15 protein-coding genes are annotated in these 16,340 nt (G+C 65.1%); 2 read left to right on the top strand and 13 right to left on the bottom strand.

Annotation, left to right across the window (positions count from 1 at the left end; genetic code table 11):
* Positions 1–159: 159 nt before the first annotated feature.
* Positions 160–552, top strand: coding sequence for a nuclear transport factor 2 family protein (locus QFZ69_RS10490; protein WP_306917935.1), 393 nt, complete (start codon positions 160–162; stop codon positions 550–552).
* On the opposite strand, the gene QFZ69_RS10485 is transcribed toward QFZ69_RS10490, so the two are convergent.
* From QFZ69_RS10485 to QFZ69_RS10425, 13 genes are all read right to left on the bottom strand, one after another.
* A complete protein-coding gene (locus QFZ69_RS10485) occupies positions 549–1,925 on the bottom strand; it encodes an MFS transporter (RefSeq protein ID WP_306917933.1) in 1,377 nt (458 codons plus the stop codon). The genes QFZ69_RS10490 and QFZ69_RS10485 overlap by 4 nt on opposite strands.
* A gap of 163 nt (positions 1,926–2,088) precedes the next feature.
* Positions 2,089–2,793, bottom strand: coding sequence for a FadR/GntR family transcriptional regulator (locus tag QFZ69_RS10480; RefSeq protein WP_306917930.1), 705 nt, complete (start codon positions 2,791–2,793; stop codon positions 2,089–2,091).
* A gap of 10 nt (positions 2,794–2,803) precedes the next feature.
* Positions 2,804–3,931, bottom strand: a complete 1,128-nt coding sequence (locus tag QFZ69_RS10475) for a mandelate racemase/muconate lactonizing enzyme family protein (protein ID WP_306917928.1) — start codon at positions 3,929–3,931, stop codon at positions 2,804–2,806.
* 100 nt (positions 3,932–4,031) lie between these two features.
* Positions 4,032–4,952, bottom strand: a complete 921-nt coding sequence (locus QFZ69_RS10470; RefSeq protein WP_306917927.1) for an AEC family transporter — start codon at positions 4,950–4,952, stop codon at positions 4,032–4,034.
* Positions 4,953–5,078: 126 nt separating this feature from the next.
* Positions 5,079–6,407, bottom strand: coding sequence for an enolase C-terminal domain-like protein (locus QFZ69_RS10465; RefSeq protein WP_306917925.1), 1,329 nt, complete (start codon positions 6,405–6,407; stop codon positions 5,079–5,081).
* Positions 6,404–8,035 (bottom strand): aldehyde dehydrogenase (NADP(+)), encoded by a 1,632-nt coding sequence (locus QFZ69_RS10460; RefSeq protein WP_306917923.1) that lies wholly within the window; start codon positions 8,033–8,035, stop codon positions 6,404–6,406. Before QFZ69_RS10460 ends, QFZ69_RS10465 begins: the two co-directional genes overlap by 4 nt.
* Before the next feature lie 11 nt (positions 8,036–8,046).
* Positions 8,047–8,961 carry a 5-dehydro-4-deoxyglucarate dehydratase gene (gene kdgD / locus QFZ69_RS10455; protein ID WP_306917921.1) on the bottom strand — a complete coding sequence of 305 codons (915 nt, stop codon included), beginning with the start codon at positions 8,959–8,961 and terminating at the stop codon, positions 8,047–8,049.
* Between the two features lie 111 nt (positions 8,962–9,072).
* Positions 9,073–10,230 carry a mandelate racemase/muconate lactonizing enzyme family protein gene (locus QFZ69_RS10450; protein WP_306917919.1) on the bottom strand — a complete coding sequence of 386 codons (1,158 nt, stop codon included), beginning with the start codon at positions 10,228–10,230 and terminating at the stop codon, positions 9,073–9,075.
* On the bottom strand, positions 10,224–11,519 hold the full coding sequence (locus QFZ69_RS10445) for a glucarate dehydratase family protein (protein ID WP_306917917.1): 1,296 nt from the start codon (positions 11,517–11,519) through the stop codon (positions 10,224–10,226). The genes QFZ69_RS10450 and QFZ69_RS10445 overlap by 7 nt, the downstream gene beginning before the upstream one ends.
* An 80-nt stretch (positions 11,520–11,599) precedes the next feature.
* Positions 11,600–11,992 (bottom strand): universal stress protein, encoded by a 393-nt coding sequence (locus tag QFZ69_RS10440; protein WP_306917915.1) that lies wholly within the window; start codon positions 11,990–11,992, stop codon positions 11,600–11,602.
* Positions 11,989–13,521, bottom strand: a complete 1,533-nt coding sequence (locus QFZ69_RS10435) for a tripartite tricarboxylate transporter permease (RefSeq protein ID WP_306917912.1) — start codon at positions 13,519–13,521, stop codon at positions 11,989–11,991. The genes QFZ69_RS10440 and QFZ69_RS10435 overlap by 4 nt, the downstream gene beginning before the upstream one ends.
* A gap of 6 nt (positions 13,522–13,527) precedes the next feature.
* The gene (locus QFZ69_RS10430; RefSeq protein WP_306917910.1) at positions 13,528–14,115 is read right to left on the bottom strand and encodes a tripartite tricarboxylate transporter TctB family protein; all 588 of its coding nucleotides are present in this window, start codon (positions 14,113–14,115) and stop codon (positions 13,528–13,530) included.
* Positions 14,112–15,128: a tripartite tricarboxylate transporter substrate binding protein gene (locus tag QFZ69_RS10425; RefSeq protein WP_306917908.1), complete on the bottom strand. Its 1,017-nt coding sequence runs from the start codon at positions 15,126–15,128 to the stop codon at positions 14,112–14,114. Before QFZ69_RS10425 ends, QFZ69_RS10430 begins: the two co-directional genes overlap by 4 nt.
* 149 nt (positions 15,129–15,277) lie before the next feature.
* On the opposite strand from QFZ69_RS10425, the gene QFZ69_RS10420 reads away from it, so the two are divergent.
* Positions 15,278–16,159 carry a LysR family transcriptional regulator gene (locus tag QFZ69_RS10420; RefSeq protein ID WP_306917905.1) on the top strand — a complete coding sequence of 294 codons (882 nt, stop codon included), beginning with the start codon at positions 15,278–15,280 and terminating at the stop codon, positions 16,157–16,159.
* Positions 16,160–16,340 lie beyond the last annotated feature (181 nt).

Here is a 16,340-nt window from a genome sequence, read left to right as displayed (position 1 = left end):
ACAGGTACTGCCAGTACCCCCTTCTCGACCGCCCTAGTTCCCGCGCACCGAACACTCAATGGCCCCGACCCGCGGCCCATCGACAAGCAGAACAGCCCGGAATAGCGTTAACCCGTTCGAACAACGGACCCGACAACGACGAACGGAGAGGTGGCCGAAATGGGCACAGAAGAGAACGTTGAACTGATCCGACGCGGGTATGAGGCCTTTAATGCAGGCGACATGGAGACCCTCAGCGGGTTGTTCGCCGAAGACGCCTTCTGGCTCGCTCCGGGAAACGGCACGCTCTCCGGCAGGAAGGAGGGACGCGACGCCATCCTGACCTACTTCCGGGAACTCGGGACACGCTCGGAAGGCCAGCTGAAAGTGACCCTGCAGGACATCATCGACGGCGAAAACTACACCGTCGCCCTGCAGCATAACCAGGCAGAAAGTAGCGGCAGGAGCCTGGACATGGACGGCGTAGTCGCCTTCCAGGTACGGAACGGCAAGATCACCGAAGGCCGCGAATTCTACGTTGACACTGCGCAGGGCGACGCGTTCTGGGGCTAGCGGGCCGCGACGAGTTCCCTTGCGGCCTCGTCCGGGGCCTCGGCGGTGCGTTCGTCGGTGCCTTGATCGGTCTCAGCCTGCGTCCTGCGTTCCTTCAGGAAGTAGACCAGACCGGCGGCGATCGTCGACGCCGCGGCAAGGGCGAAGAGCCCGGGGACGACGCTGCCCGTCTGTTCCTTGATCAGACCGAAGCCGAAGGGCGCCACAAAGCCGCCGAGGTTACCGAGCGAGTTGATGATGGCGATGGCCGGGGCAAGGACCATGGGGTGCAGGTCCGACTGCGGGATGGTCCAGAACAAGGGTGAGGCGCTCTTGAAGCCCATGGCGGCGACCGCCAGGAAGACCAGTGCCAGCACCGGCGAGGCGACGGCGGCTGCGAGGGTACCCACTGCGGCGACCAGCAGTGCCGCTACGAGCAAGGGCCGCTTCGACTTGGCCTTGTCCTGCCATCGGGCGGCAAAGTACATGGCGATCACGGCGCAGACCCAGGGAATGGCGGAGAGAAAGCCGACGCTGAGGTCGGTGGTTCCCGGGATGCGCTTGATGATGGTGGGCAACCAGAAAGTATTGGCGTAGATGGAGAGCTGGACGGCGAAATAGATGGCGCACAGCAGGAGGATCTGCGGGTTCAGGAGCATCTTCCAGCGGTTGAGCGTTCCCTTGCCCGGGGAGGAAGCGGCGTGCTGGGCGTCCTCTTGGGCAATCGCGGCCGACAGGGCGTCCTTCTCACCGGCGCTCAGCCACTTGGCGTCCTGGATCTTCGCGTCCAGCAGGAAGAACACTACGACGCCGACGACGACAGACAGCAATCCTTCGAGGCCGAACAGCCACTGCCAGCCGCGTAGGCCGAGCACATTGTGAAGGCTCAGCAGCAAACCGGCGATCGGGCCCGAAAGGGCCGCGGCAATCGACGAACCGGCGATGAAGATCGCCGTGGCCTTGCCGCGCTGACCTGCCGGCACCCAGCGGGCGAAATAGAAGATCACCGCGGGGAAGAACCCGGCTTCCGCGGCGCCCAGCAGGAACCGCAGGAGGTAGAACATCGACTCGTTCTGCACGAACGCCATCAGGAAGGACACGATGCCCCAGCTGATCATGATCCGGGCCAGCCAGACTTTGGCGCCGTACTTCTCCATCATTACGTTGCTGGGGAGTTCGAAGATGGCGTAGGCGATGAAGAACAGCCCGGCCCCGAAGCCGTATGCGGCAGCACCGATGCCGACATCCGCCTGCAGATGTTCCTGGGCATAGCCGATGTTGGACCGGTTGAGCTGGTTGCACACCAGCATGATCAGCATGATGGGCAGCACCCGCTTGAAGAACTTTTTCGTGGCAACGACCACGTCCGTGACGGCGGTGTCTACAGACTGCATGGGGATTTCCTTAGAATCGGCGAAGCTGGCCGGCCGGGCGGATTGGTTGTGGGCCGCGCCACAGCGATTCCTCACTTTATTCGGCGCCGGCAATGCCCGTCCAACTCAGATGCTGCATTACCGGAGCCCCTCAGGGACTGAATCCTCCCCTGAAGCGCTGACCTCAGCCGTTGCCGGGAGCGGCGGTGCGCAACCTGCGTCGGGAGTTTGCCAGATGGCTCCGCATTGCCGCCGACGACGACGGCCCGTCGCCCTCCGCGATGGCGGCGACGATTGACTGATGCTCCTGCACCACCTGGTCGAAATGCTCGCGCGCGTAGTGCCCATCTCCGCCCAGAAGGCGGGCGCGGGGCATGGCGATCATGGTCTGCCCGAGGGATGCCAGGCAGTCGGAATAGAAGGGATTTCCGGACGCCGCGGCAATGGCCCGGTGGAACTCGTAGTCGGCCTTCATGGCGTGTGCCGGGTGCGCCGCGCTCTCCGTGAAGGCCTCAAACGCCTTCCGGACGGCCTTCAGCTGCCGGTCTGTGTGGTTTCGGGCGGCGAGGGCGGCGGCCTCGGACTCCACGGCGATGCGGAACTCCAGCTGCCACAGGCGGTCCTCCAGGCTGGCCACGGGGCGGCTTCCGGCGGCCTGCTGCGGTCCGTCCGGCGGCGGGGTCAGCGCAAAGCTGCCCCGCCCCCGTTCGGTTTCCACCAGTCCCTCGGCCTGCAGCCGGGTCAGGGCCGAGCGGACCACGGTCCGGCTGACGCCGAATTCGCTGATCAGCGCGTTTTCGCTGGGCAGCTTGGCGCCCGGCTGGATGACGCCGTCGACGATGCGCCTGCGAAGATCGGTGGCGAGGTCCGCGGTCAGGTTCCGGCTCATGGCTTCAAGGTTACTTGCCGAAGTCAGCTGACTCTGTCGTCCAGGCGCGTGCCTGCTCGCTCAGGGAGATGCCGAGTCCGGGACGGTCCGGTACCAGCATGCGGCCGCCCTTGGTTTCGAGGCGTTCGTTGAAGAGCGGATCGAGCCAGTCGAAGTGCTCCACCCACGGTTCGCGCGGGTAGGCGGCGGCGAGGTGGAGGTGGATTTCCATCGCGAAGTGCGGGGCCATGCCCAGCCCGCGCTCGTCCGCCAGGGCCGCGAGGCGCAGGAACTGCGTGATACCGCCCACGCGGGGCGCATCGGGCTGGATGATGTCGCAGCCGTTGGCGTTGATCAGTCCCTTGTGCTCCGCGACGGAGGCCAGCATCTCGCCGGTGGCGATGGGCGTGTCGAGGGCGCGGGCGAGGTCCGCGTGTCCTTCGAAGTCGTAGGCGTCCAGCGGTTCCTCGATCCAGACGAGGTTGAACTCCTCCAGCCGGCGCCCCATCCGCAGGGCGGTGGCGCGGTCCCACTGCTGGTTGGCGTCGACCATGAGGGGCACGTCCCAGCCGATGTGCTCGCGGATGCCGGCGACCCGGCGCAGGTCCTCGGCCGTGTCCGGGAGGCCGACTTTGATCTTGATGCCGCCGATGCCTTCGTCCAGCAGGACGGTGGCGCGGGCCTTGACCTCGTCGAGGGAGGCGTTCAGGAAGCCGCCGGAGGTGTTATAGGTCTGCACGGAGTCCCGGTAGGAGCCGAGGAACTTGGCCAGCGGCAGGCCGGCGCGCTTGGCTTTGAGGTCGTAGAGCGCAATGTCGATCGCGGCAAGGGCCTGGGTGGCGACGCCGGACCGGCCGACGGAGGCCCCGGCCCAGAGAAGCTTGGTGTAGAGCCTGCCGATGTCGTTCGGGTCCTCGCCGATGATGCCTTCGGCGACTTCCTTGGCGTGGGCGTACTGGGCCGGGCCGCCGGCCCGTTTGGAGTAGCTGAAGCCGATTCCGCTGTGGCCCTGTTCGGTGGTGATTTCCGCGAAGAGGAACACGACTTCGGTCATGGGCTTCTGGCGTCCGGTGAACACCTTCGCGTCGCTGATCGGGACGGCGAGCGGAAGCCTGGCCGTGGACAGCTTTACGTGGCGGATGAGATCAACGCTGGTCATGGTTCTCCCTGAAGTTCCTGCGGGGCAACTCCGCCCCGCTCAACTTATGCTACAAGTTGTCTAGTTGTATAACAAGTACTCGCCCGCAATTACGCCACAATCAGCCAAGCAACCAGGCGATGACCAGCAGGGAGCCGGCGCAGAGCAGCGTGGTGCACAGGATCACGTCGCGGGCAACGATCACGCCCCGGCCGTAGGGGGCGGCGAAGAGAAACACATTCTGGGCTGTCGGCAGCGCGCCCATGATCACGCTCGCCAGCAGATGCTGCCCCTCGAGTCCGAAGACGAAGCGGCCCAGGGCCCAGACGATCAGGGGCATGCCGATAATCTTCAGGAACGTGGCGACGAGCGATTCAGTGCGGCCGTCGCCCTTTTGCAGCGGAGCTTTGCCCGCCAGGGACAGTCCGAAGGCCAGCAACACCATGGGGACGGCGCCGCCGGCGAGCATGTCGACAGGTTTCAGCAGCAGTCCGGGGACGGTCCAGCCTGTCAGTGCGACGGCCGCACCCAGGCCGGAGGCAATGATCATCGGGTTGGCGAACGGCTGGAGCAGCAGCTTACGCCAGGAGATCTTCGACCCGGACGCGAGGCCCAGTACGGTCAGATAGAACGGTGCCAGCACGAGGATCTGCACCAACAGCACGGGAGCCACATACTGGGCCGTTCCGACGGCGTACAGGGAGACGGGGATGCCGATGTTGTTGGCGTTCGCGTAGCTGCTCGACATGGCGCCGACGGCGGTCTCCGCCACCGGCCGGCGGAAGAACAGGAGACTCAGCAGGCAATAAAGCAGCCCCACTGCCGCTGCGGACAGCAGCGCCAGCGGGGCATCGGTGCCGAGCGCGGCCCGGATATCGCTTCCGGCCACCACGGTGAACAGCAGTGCCGGGTTGGTGACGTAGTAGGCGGTGCGGGTCAGGGCGCCCTGGACCTCCGGTCCGAGGATCCGCAGCCGGGCCGCGAGGTATCCGACGGCGATGACGGAGGCCACAATCAGTATTCCGGTGACAACGCCGCCCAAGTTTCATGCCTTTCCGTCAGGTGCCTGCCGCCGGGAACGCCGGAGGTGGGTTTCCGCACGGCCGTCTCCTCGTTGCGGAAGGAGGGCCGGCCGTGCGGAAGTGGGGGATCCCCTGGGGGATGTGGCCTAGCGGACGAGGCAGGGCCGCTTGGGGTCGAAGGACCAGCCGTCGATGTAGTACTGCATGCCGATGCTGTCGTCTCGGGCGTCGAGGCCGTGTTCCAGATACAGCCGGTGGGCCTTGTCCAGGGCGTCGCGGTCCAGTTCGATACCGAGGCCGGGCGCGTCCGGAACCTCGATGGCGCCGTCCTTGATCTGCAGCGGCTCCTTGGTGAGGCCTTGACCGTCCTGCCAGATCCAGTGCGTGTCCAATGCCGTGATCTCACCCGGCGCGGCGGCTCCGGTGTGCGTGAACATCGCCAGCGAAATGTCGAAGTGGTTGTTCGAGTGCGAGCCCCAGGTGAGGCCGAACTCGTTGCACAACTGGGCCACCCGGACGGAGCCGTGCATGGTCCAGAAATGCGGGTCCGCGAGGGGGATATCCACGGCGTTGCTGCGGATGGCGTGGGACATTTCCCGCCAGTCCGTGGCGATCATGTTCGTGGCGGTCTTCAGCCCGGTGGCGCGGCGGAATTCGGCCATGACCTCACGTCCCGAGAAGCGCCCTTCCGCGCCGCAGGGGTCTTCGGCATAGGCCACCACGCCCTGCATGCGTTTGCCCAGGCGGATGGCTTCGTCCAGGAGCCAGCCGCCGTTGGGATCAAGGGTGACGCGCGCGTCCGGGAAACGTTTGGCCAGGGCGGTGACCACGTCCACCTCGGCGTCGCCTGCGAGCACGCCGCCCTTGAGCTTGAAGTCGCTGAAGCCGTACCGTTCCTGGGCTGCTTCGGCCAGGGCGACGACGGCTTCCGGGGTCATTGCCTCCTGCCGCCGGAGCTTTTCCCACCGGTCGGCCGGAGCCTGCTCTACCAGGTACGGCAAATCCGTCCGGCCGGGGTCTCCGATGAAGAAAAGATAGCCGAGCATGGGTACCGAGCTGCGCTGCTGGCCGTCGCCGAGCAGTTCCGCGACCGGAACTGCGAGGAACTGGCCGTGCAGGTCGAGGAGGGCGGATTCGACCGCGGTGACGGCGTGGACGGTGGTGCGCAGGTCAAAGGTCTGCTGGCCGCGGCCGCCGGCGTCGCGGTCGGCGAACTCCGCCGCGACGTCCCGCAGCAGGGAGCGGTAGCGGGCCACCGGCTTTCCGGCGAGCAGCGTGCCGGCTTCCTCGATGGTGGTGCGGATCTTCTCCCCGCCGGGCACTTCACCGAGGCCGGTGCGGCCGTCCGAATCGGTGATGATGACGATGTTGCGGGTGAAGAACGGGCCGTGCGCGCCGCTGAGGTTCATCAGCATGCTGTCGTGCCCGGCGACCGGGACCACTTCAACGCGGGCGATGGTGGGCTGGGTGCTCACGCGTTGACCTCTGCTTTCTCTGATGCTGCCTCTACTGCTGCAGCGGTCTCCACGACGCCGTCGATCCGGCGGTTCAGCCGCCACGGGTTGGCGTCCTGCAGCGGTGCCGGGAGCAGTTCCTGCGGCAGGTTCTGGTATGCGACGGGCCGCAGGAACCGGTTGATGGCCAGCGTACCGACGGACGTGGTCCGGGCGTCCGAGGTTGCGGGGAACGGGCCCCCGTGGACCATGGCGTGCCCGACCTCGACGCCGGTCGGCCAGCCGTTGACGATGATCCGGCCGACCTTCTGCTCCAGCACAGGGATGAGGCCTGCCGCCGCAGGGTGGTCCTCTTCGGTGAGCTGCAGGGAGGCCGTGAGCTGACCTTCGAGCCGGCTGGCGGCGTCGACGAGTTCCTCGGTGGTCGAATAGCGGATCACCAGGCTCGCGGCGCCGAAGATCTCCGCGTGCAGCACGTGGTTGGACACGAACTCGGCGACGGAAGTCCCGAAGATGGCGGGGGCGGGGGCGTTCTTCGTGGCCCCTTGGGCGCCCTGCCCGACGACACTGACGTTGTCGGCGGAGCCCAGGGCCTCGGCCCCGGCGTTCCAGGACCCGGCGATGCCTTCGGTCAGCATGGTCTGCCCGGCGCAGGCGGACACGGCCTGGCCGACGGCGGCGGCGAAGGCGTCGCCTGCCTCACCGGCAGGGGCGAACAACAGGCCGGGGGAAGTGCAGAGCTGCCCGGAGCTGCCGGTGACGGCCGTGACGTACTGCCGGGCGAGCGCGTCTATCTGTTCGGCGGAGCCGTTCAGGGCTCCGGGGAAGACGAAGACCGGGTTGAGCGAGGACATCTCCGCATATACCGGAATCGGCTCGGGCCGGGCAGCGGCGGTGCGCATCAGGGCGATACCGGCCGACTGCGAGCCGGTGAAGCCGACGGCCTTGATGGCCGGATCGGCGACGAGGGCCTGGCCGATGCTGCTGCCCGGTCCGTAGATCAGCGAGAAGACGCCGGGATGCAGCCCGGCGTCGCGGACTGCCTTGGCAATGGCCTGGCCGACGAGTTCGCCGGTGCCGGGGTGGGCGTTGTGGGCCTTGAAGACCACGGGGCAGCCGGCGGCGAGGGCGGAGGCGGTGTCGCCGCCCGCCGTCGAGAAGGCCAGCGGGAAGTTGCTGGCGCCAAAGACCGCGACGGGGCCGAGCGGGATCTGCCGCTGCCGGATGTCGGCCCGCGGCAGGGGAGCGCGGTCCGGCAGCGCAGGGTCGATCCGGACACCGCGGAAATCGCCCTGGCGGACGACGGCGGCGAAGAGGCGGAGCTGGCCGGTCGTGCGGGCCCGCTCGCCCTGGAGCCGGGCGGCCGGCAGCCCGGTCTCGAGGCGGGCACGGGTGGTGAGCTCCCCGCCGATCGCCTCGATGTTCTCGGCAATGGCCTCCAGGAACCGGGCGTGGGTTTCCGGGTCCAGCGTGCTGAAGGAGGCGTAGGCCTCGGCGGCGGCGGAGGTGGCTGCCTTGAGCTGCTCTTCGGTAATCAAGGTGTAGCCGGGTTCAAGTTGCTCGTTGGTGGCGGGGTTGAAGCCGTACGCCGTCTTGCCGTCCCCGGCGACGGGCTGGCCCGCGATGAGCGAGTGTCCGGTGAGTGTCACGGTGCGTCCTCCTAGGAAACGGTGGCGATGAGGGACTTGAGGTCCGCGAGATCCTGGGGCGCCAGGTTCTGCAGCGGCGGCCGGACTCCGCCGGCGGAGCGGCCGATCGCGTCGAGGCCGCCCTTGACGATCGAGACGGAGTAGCCCTTGACCCGGTCGCGGATGTCCAGGTAGGGAATCACGAACTGGTTGAGCTTCTGGTTCACCGCGACGCGGTCCTGGTTGCGGACGTCCTGGTAGAAGTCCAGGGCGAACTGCGGAACGAAGTTGTACATTGCGCTGGAGTAAGTGCTCATGCCCAGCTGCAGCAGCGGAAGGGCGAACGTCTCGGCCGTGGGAAGGCCGCCGAGGTAGAACAGGCGGTCGCCGAGCTTGGCGTAGACGCGTGCGTCGTGTTCGAGATCCCCGACGCCGTCCTTGAATCCGATCAGGTTTTCATGGCGGTCGGCCAGCGTGGCGACGGTGGTGTCCTTGTAGATCGCGTTGGCACGGTTGTAGATGATGACACCGAGGGAGGTGGACCGGCAGATGGCGCTGACGTGGTCGATCAGGCCGGCCTGGTCCGCTTCGGTCAGGTAGGGCGGGAGCAGCAGGATGCCCTCGGCGCCGGCGGCCTCGGCGGCGCGGGCATTTTCGACAGCCTGCGCGGTGGATCCGCCGGCGGAGGCAAGGACGGGAACGATGCCGCCGACTTCCTCGACGGCGGCACGGACAACGCGCTCGGACTCGGCCGGGGTCAGCGAGAAGCCTTCACCGGTTCCGCCTGCCGCGAAGAGCCCGGCCACCGGGAAGCTGGCCTGCCAGGCCAGGTGCTTGCGGTAGTTCTCCTCGTCGAACTGCAGCTCTGCATCGAACGAGGTGACGGGGAAGGAGAGCAGGCCGTCCTTGAGGACGTTCGCCAGTTCCTGGGGTGTGTATTTTGCCACGATGTGGTCCTCCGGGTGAGCGCCGTGATGGGCGGGTGCTGTTGATTCCTTTTCAGACTAGGTAGTGGTTCCATGTCTGTCTAAGCCTATTTATGTATTAGGTGATACCCGTTATGCATCGCTGTGCTGCCGTGCCAGCTGGCGGGTGTCCATGAACGTGTCCGTCTGGACCGTCAAGCGCCGGGCCTGTTCGCTGATGCTGAATCCCAAGCCGGGTCGGGAGGGCACCTGCATGCGCCCGCCACGGATCTCCAGGCGCTCGTCGAATAGCGGCTCCAGCCAGTCGAAGTGCTCCACCCACGCGTCCAGTTCATAGGCGGCCGAAAGGTGGATATGAATTTCCATGGCGAAGTGCGGCGCCATGTTCATCTTGGCCTGTTCTCCCAGCGCCATGATTCTCAGGAACGGGGTAATGCCTCCGACCCGTGGAGCATCGGGCTGGATAAAGTCCACGGCGCCCCGCCGGATGAGTTGGTGGTGATCGGCGGTACTCGTAAGCATTTCACCGGTAGCTATAGGCGTCGCAAGCTGGCGGGCGAGATCAGCGTGGCCGTCGGCATCGTAGGCGTCCAGCGGCTCCTCGATCCACGTCAGGCCGTGTTCCTCAAGGGCGAGGCCCATGCGGATGGCGGTGGTGCGGTTCCACTGCTGGTTGGCGTCGACCATCAGCGGGACATCCTCGCCCAGGGCCGACCGGACGGCAGCAACGCGGCTGAGGTCCAGCCGCCGGTCGGGCTGGCCGACCTTGATCTTGATCCCGCCGATGCCGGCGGCGAGTGATGCCTGCGCGTTCGTGATCAACTCATCGATGGGCGTGGAAAGATATCCGCCGGAGGTGTTGTAGCAGGGGACGGAATCCCGGTGTGCGCCGAGAAGTTGCGCCAAGGGCAGGCGGGCGCGCTTGGCTTTCAGGTCCCAAAGGGCAACGTCGAAGGCCGCGACGGCCTGGGCGGTCACCCCGCTGCGGCCCACCGACTGGCCGAACCATGCCAGTTTGCTCCAGATCCGCTGGATGTCGTTGGGGTTCTCGCCGATCAGTTCGGGAGCGAGTTCCCTGGCGTGGGCGTACAGGGCCGGGGCACCTGCCCGCAAGGCGTAGCTGTAGCCGACGCCTTCGTGGCCCTCTTCGGACTGTATTTCCGCGAACAGGAACGCGACTTCGGAGAGCGGCTTCTGCTTCCCGGTGAGCACTTTGGCGTCGCTGGCCGGCGTCTGCAGGGGCAGGATCACCAAGGACACTTTGACGGAAGTGATGCGGTCATTCACCATCGGGGGGATTCCAGTTCGTAGTCGGGGTGGAGGCTCTGCATGTAGCCGGTGTCGTCCCGGTTGAGCATGCCGGACTGAACGTACTGCTCGTGCAGTCGGGCAAGTGCGTCCCGGTCCAGTTCAATGCCCAGCCCGGGTGTTGTGGGAACTGCCACGGCACCGTTGCTGAAAACCAGGGGTCCGGGTTCGATGACGTCCTCCGACGGATCCTTCCAGGGCCAGTGCGTATCGCAGGCATAGTCCAGGTTCGGGGTGGCCGCGGCGAGATGGACCATGGCTGCCAGACTGATGCCCAGATGCGAATTGGAGTGCATCGACAGGCCAAGGCCGAAGGTTTCGGTGATTCCCGCCAGCGACTGCGACCTGCGAAGTCCTCCCCAGAAGTGGTGGTCCGAGAGGATCACGTCCACGGCACCGGCGGCCACGGCGGGTGCCACGTCGCCGAAGCTGACCACACACATGTTGGTGGCCAGCGGCATGGAGACGTTACGACGTACTTCAGCCATCCCTGGTATGCCGGGGGTCGGGTCCTCCAGATATTCCAGGACGCCTTCCAGCGCCGTGCCGACCTTGATGGACGTCTCCACGTTCCAGGCGCCGTTTGGGTCCAGGCGCAGCGGAATATCCGGGAACGCCGCCCGCAGGGCGAGGATCGCATCGATTTCCTGCTCGGGGGCAAACACGCCTCCCTTGAGCTTCAGCGCGGTGAAACCGTAATCGGTGATCATCCGTTTGGCCTGACCGACGATCCCCGAGGGATCAAGTGCAGCCCCCCACGAGTCCTCCTCGTGTCCTGGATGTCCAGCCCATTTGTAGAAGAGGTAACCGCTGAAAGCTATTTCATCCCGGATGGCGCCGCCAAGCAGGTCACTGACCGGACGGCCAAGAATCTTTCCCTGGATGTCCAGGGCCGCGACGTCGAAGGGGGACAGGACCCTGTCGGGTGTGCTGGAACCCGTGACCATCCCGGACATACCATGCCCGCCGACAGTGGTGTCAGCGGCGAGCGCGCCGACGACCCGCCGTCGCATGTCGTTGATGTTGAAGACGTCAGCCCCGGCCAGGGCCTGTGCGGCAAGCCTGAGGCGTTCCAGGTGGGGGGCGTCTCCGTAGGTTTCGCCCAGTCCAAGAACCCCGCTGTCGGTCGTCACCTCCACGATCGCCCGCAGCGCAAATGGCTCGTGCACTCCCACGGCGTTCAGAAGCGGGGGATCCTTGAAGGCTACGGGGGTAATGATAATGTCCTTGACCCGGTGCTGGCCGGTTGAAGGCGGAAGTGGTTTGTTCACTGGCTTTGTAACTCCTCATTTTGGGGCGAAGGCCGGTGTCCCACCTTCCGGGTGGTTGGCGGCCGTGCGGATACAGACTGCTATTGCGATTTGACCGCAAGGACGGGGCGATCGGCCTGCAGCAGGATCCTTTGGGAATGACTGCCGAGAATGAATTTCCCCACCTGGGACCTGCGGCGGAGCCCGATCACGATCAGGGAGGCATCGATTTCGTCCGCGATGTCGATGAATTCGTCGGTCAGGTCGTCCGTGTGCCCCGGCTGGCGGATCATCGCCGCCACTCCGGCGTCCTTGGCCCGCTTGACCAGGGCGGCAACCTGTTCGGCCGAGGCGAGGGCGGCGTCCACGGGCGCGCCCTTGCGGGGGGAATTGAGAATGACGATGGTTTCGTTGCGGAGCCTGCCCTCGGCGATCCCGGCGTCAAGGGCGGCCTCACCTTCGGGGGTCGGCACGTAGCCGATCAGGATTGTCATACTGTTTCCTTTTCTTTCTGCGGCGCGATGTCCACGGCGTTACCGGCCCGGGACTTCTTGAAGGCTTTCTGGATGAGAGGCAGCAGTACGACCAGCACGAACAGCAGCAGGAGAACCCCCGAGATGGGCCGGGTTACGAAGCCGGCGGTGTCTCCGCCGAACAGAAGCAGGGAACGCCGAAGGTTCTCTTCCAGCAGCGATCCGAGCACGAAGGCCAGCACCAGCGGGCCGGGCTCAAAGCCGAACTTCTTCATGAGGTAGCCGACGACACCGAAGGCGATGACCAGCCAGATATCGAAGATGCTGTTGTTGATTGTGTAAACACCGATCAAGGTGATGAGCACCGTGATGGGTGCCAGGATTGCGGCCCGGATCCGGAGGATTTTGACGAAGACGCCGACCAGCGGAATGCTCATGATCAGCAGCAGGATGTTCCCGATGTACATCGAGTTGACGACACCCCAGAAGAGTTCCGGATTGTCCTGGACCAGCTGCGGCCCGGGGGTGACTCCTTGGATGAGCAGTGCGCCAAAGATGATCGCCATGGTGGCGTTGGCAGGGATGCCCAAGGTTAGGAGTGGGATGAATGACGATGTAGCTGCTGCGTTGTTCGCACTTTCCGGTGCGGCGACACCTTCGACTGCGCCCCGGCCGAACCGCTCAGGGTTCTTGGCGCGCTTCTTCTCCATGGCATAGGCGGCCAGGGAGGCGATAGTGGCACCGCCACCGGGCAGAATTCCCAGGAAGAAGCCCAGCAGCGAGCCCCGGCCGATGGCTCCGGACGAATCCTTCAGGTCTTTGCGCGAGGGCCAGACGTTGGCCACCTTGGCGGGCGCCTGAACCTTGTTGTGGCGTTCCTCCAGGTTGTAGAGAATTTCGCCGAGACCAAAGATACCCATGGCGATAGGGACGAAGTCCAGGCCGTCGGAGAGGGAAAGGCTTCCAAAGGTGAATCGCGATTCACCGGTGAAGCCATCCCGGCCCACCGTGGCCAGAAGCAATCCGAGGGAAGCGGCGATGATCGATTTAATTTTGCTGCCGTTGCTCACCGTGGCGACCAGCAGGATGCCCAACATGGCGAGCGCGGTGTACTCGGGAGGCCCGAAGCTGAGGGCGAAGCCGGCAACGATTGGCGCCAGCAGTGTCAACCCGATGATGGATACCGTCCCGCCGAAGAAGGAACCGATGGCCGCTATCCCGAGGGCGGTTCCTGCCCGGCCTTGCCGGGCCAGAGCGTAGCCGTCAAAGACGGTAACCACGGACGAAGCTTCACCTGGCAGCCTGAGCAGAACGGAAGTAATGGTGCCGCCATACTGCGCGCCGTAGAAGATACCGGAAAGCATGATGATGGCAGTCACCGGTTCCACACCGTACGTCAACGGCAGGAGGATGGCGATGGTCGCCGCGGGGCCGAGGCCGGGAAGAACGCCGATGAGCATCCCGATGACGACACCGATGAGGCAATACAGCAGATTCGTTGGTTCCAGCACGACGCCGAATCCGTTGAGAACTGGTCCGAAAATGTCCATGATTTCCTAGAAAAGGTGGGGGATAGGCACGCTGAGTGCGACGACGAAGATCAGGTAGAAGGCTCCGGTGACGATCACGCTGAGGAGAGTGGACATCCGCCACGTTTCCTTTCCAAGGAACCTCAGCCAGAAGAAGGTGAGGAGCAACGTCGGGATCTCGAAACCGGTCACACCAATGACCAGGACGAACCCGATCAGGGTCCCCACGCCGGCAGCGACCTGCCAACTGGAGGACGAGAAGGCCTCGGCATCCAGGGCCTTGCGCCCGAACAGCAGAAGGGCCACGGACAGGACCGCCATCACAGCGCTGATGATGAGTGGCCACATACCGGCTTCCGGCCGTTCTGGCGTCCCGATGCCCATGGAGACCGACAGCGCAACTCCCGCAATTCCGAGCGAGGCCGTGGCGACACCGGCTGCCACGTTGGCCAGGGGGCCGGCATGCGGGGGTCTTTCCTCGTCCCATTCGGCGGCCAGCTGCTCCGCCGTCAACGGTTCGACGGGGCCGGCCTCGGCTTTAAGGAATTCGATTGCGGACGCAGCGGTCGGGGTGGAAGTGCCCGTGGGAGCCTCCTGTTGGGAGCTTGAAGTCACTTCCCGCCACCCAGGTCAACGTCGTACTTCTGTGCGAGTTCCTTGAACTTGGCCGCATCCGCCGCCCAGTCTTTGGCGACCTTTGCTCCGTCGTTTTCCGCTGCCGTAAACAGGTTCTGCTTGTTGAACGCCTTGTATGCATCCGATTCGAAGGCGGTCTTGAACGCTGCCCGCAGTTTCTCCAGCACAGGTTCCGGGGTGCCCTTCGGTGCGGCGACGGCCCTGAACTGTGAAACCGGAACGTCGTAGCCCGCTTCGATGGCGGTCGGCGTATCGGCCAGGTACTGGTTCCGCTCCTTGGAGAAGACGACAACCGGGTTGAGCTTGCCGGCCTTGATCTGTGGCATGGCTTCGGCCAGCTGGATGGTCGCTACATCAACTTGCTTGCCCAGCAGCGCAGTCATGGCGGGAGCGCCGCCGTCGAACGGCACGTCAGTGCCTTCGATTTCGGCCTGCTTGAACAGCAGGGCCTGGGCGAGCTGACTGCCCGTGCCAACGCCGGTAGTGGCAAAGTTGAACTTCTTGTCCGCCTTGGTCAGATCCTCCATGGTTTTCATCCCGGTGCTGGCATTCGTCACCAGCACGTAGTCATCCTGCGAAATTCCGGTGATGACCTCGTAGTCTTCGATCTTGACTGCTTCATTGGCGGACACGGCCAGCGGAGTGATGGCGAAGAGCGAAGCGTTGAGGATGACGAGCGTCTGGCCATCCGGCTTGGCGCCACCCACCTCTTTCGTGGCCAGCGCGCCGTTGGCGCCGGGCTTGTTGACGACCGGGATCGGTGCACCCAAACCCGCGCTGGCGTTTTCGGCCAGTGCACGCCCGATCAAGTCGGTGCTTCCTCCCGGGGCTGCTCCGATGGTGAGGGTGACGGGGCCAGCCGGGAACTTGCTGGAGTCCGTAGGCGTGCTGGTGCTGGCAACGTTGCCGCCGCAGGCAGTCAATGCCAGCGCGAGCGCGATGCTGGTCGCGGTTCCCAAAGCAGCTCGACGGCTGAAGGTGGTCTTGGTCATGAAGATTCTCCCTTGAATGTTCGCCGGATCGGACGGAGACTCTACAGTCGGTGAGTTCCGTCACTAAATCGGCCGTTCCTGAACCCTAGAGGGCTTCCGCTATGCCTGTCCAAGTCGTTTTCTGCATAGCGTGATACGGTTTGGGTATTATGTATTCCTTGGACCAATTGCGTGGCTTTGTCGCGGTCGCCGAAGAGCTCCATTTCGGGCGGGCGGCAGCCCGGCTCAATATGACGCAGCCGCCCCTCAGCCGTCAGATCCAAAAGCTTGAGAAGTCCATCGGTGTGCAGCTGTTTGAGCGGGACAACCGGGGCGTGGCGTTGACTGCTGCCGGTTCGGTCTTTCTCGCCGACGCGGTCAAACTACTCGAACTGGCCGAAGCCGCACCCAGTCTGGCCCGCCGGATATCGTCGGGTTCCGCGGGTTCCGTCCGCATCGGTTTTACTGCCGCGTCAACGTTTGGCCTGCTGGGAGCGCTCCTTAACGAAATCTCCGGCGCACTCCCTGACGTTGAGATCGACTTGCGCGAAATGGTCACCAGGGATCAGACGGCGTCGCTGATCACGGGCGAGATCGACCTCGGGCTGGCGCGACCTCCATTTGATGAGGACCTGTTTGACTCGCGGCTGCTGTACAAGGAACCGATTGTGGTGGCGGTTCCCCTGGGCCACCGTCTTACGCTCCTGGACCGCCCGGTGACTGCCGAGGATCTGCAGGGAGAAGATCTGATTATGCACTCTCCAACCCAGGCCCGATACTTCTACGACCTCGTGATCAGCCTGGTGTCGTCCCACCGCACTTTTGTTCATACGGTGAGCCAAATTCTGACGATGATATTCCTCGTCGCGGCGGGTCGGGGAGTCGCCCTGGTCCCGCAGTCCGCAACGGTGCTGGGAATCGAAGGGGTGGAATACATCGAACTGAGCGGACTGGAGACGGACCCGGTCGAGTTGCATGCGATCTGGCGGCGTGACGCCCGCAATCCTGCCCTGCACCGCGTGCTGGATCTGATCACTGGGTCCGCCGAGTAGACAGCCGTCCCGGCGGGCCCCATTCCATCCGAGCTCGCGGGAAGCCTGCGAATTCGCCGCAACCTCACGGCGAACCTGCGCGTTTCCGGCGAACTGGCCCTCGGCACAGGGGGCCGGCATGACCGAGGCCACGCCTGATCCGCCCCCGCCCGCGGGTGCCCGACCTTGCCGGTCCGACTTT

Source organism: Arthrobacter sp. V1I7, assembly GCF_030817015.1.
In the GTDB taxonomy this organism is placed as follows: Bacteria; Actinomycetota; Actinomycetes; order Actinomycetales; family Micrococcaceae; genus Arthrobacter.
This window is presented reverse-complemented; position numbering and strand designations above follow the sequence as displayed.

What these genes read in the sequence shown, in the direction of transcription:
- QFZ69_RS10440 (WP_306917915.1), bottom strand. Translation starts at nt 11,992, where the DNA reads ATGACAATCCTGATCGGCTACGTGCCGACCCCCGAAGGTGAGGCCGCC.
- QFZ69_RS10425 (WP_306917908.1), bottom strand. Translation starts at nt 15,128, where the DNA reads ATGACCAAGACCACCTTCAGCCGTCGAGCTGCTTTGGGAACCGCGACC.
- QFZ69_RS10450 (WP_306917919.1), bottom strand. Translation starts at nt 10,230, where the DNA reads ATGGTGAATGACCGCATCACTTCCGTCAAAGTGTCCTTGGTGATCCTG.
- QFZ69_RS10475 (WP_306917928.1), bottom strand. Translation starts at nt 3,931, where the DNA reads ATGACCAGCGTTGATCTCATCCGCCACGTAAAGCTGTCCACGGCCAGG.
- QFZ69_RS10485 (WP_306917933.1), bottom strand. Translation starts at nt 1,925, where the DNA reads ATGCAGTCTGTAGACACCGCCGTCACGGACGTGGTCGTTGCCACGAAA.
- QFZ69_RS10490 (WP_306917935.1), top strand. Translation starts at nt 160, where the DNA reads ATGGGCACAGAAGAGAACGTTGAACTGATCCGACGCGGGTATGAGGCC.
- QFZ69_RS10480 (WP_306917930.1), bottom strand. Translation starts at nt 2,793, where the DNA reads ATGAGCCGGAACCTGACCGCGGACCTCGCCACCGATCTTCGCAGGCGC.
- QFZ69_RS10420 (WP_306917905.1), top strand. Translation starts at nt 15,278, where the DNA reads ATGTATTCCTTGGACCAATTGCGTGGCTTTGTCGCGGTCGCCGAAGAG.
- QFZ69_RS10435 (WP_306917912.1), bottom strand. Translation starts at nt 13,521, where the DNA reads ATGGACATTTTCGGACCAGTTCTCAACGGATTCGGCGTCGTGCTGGAA.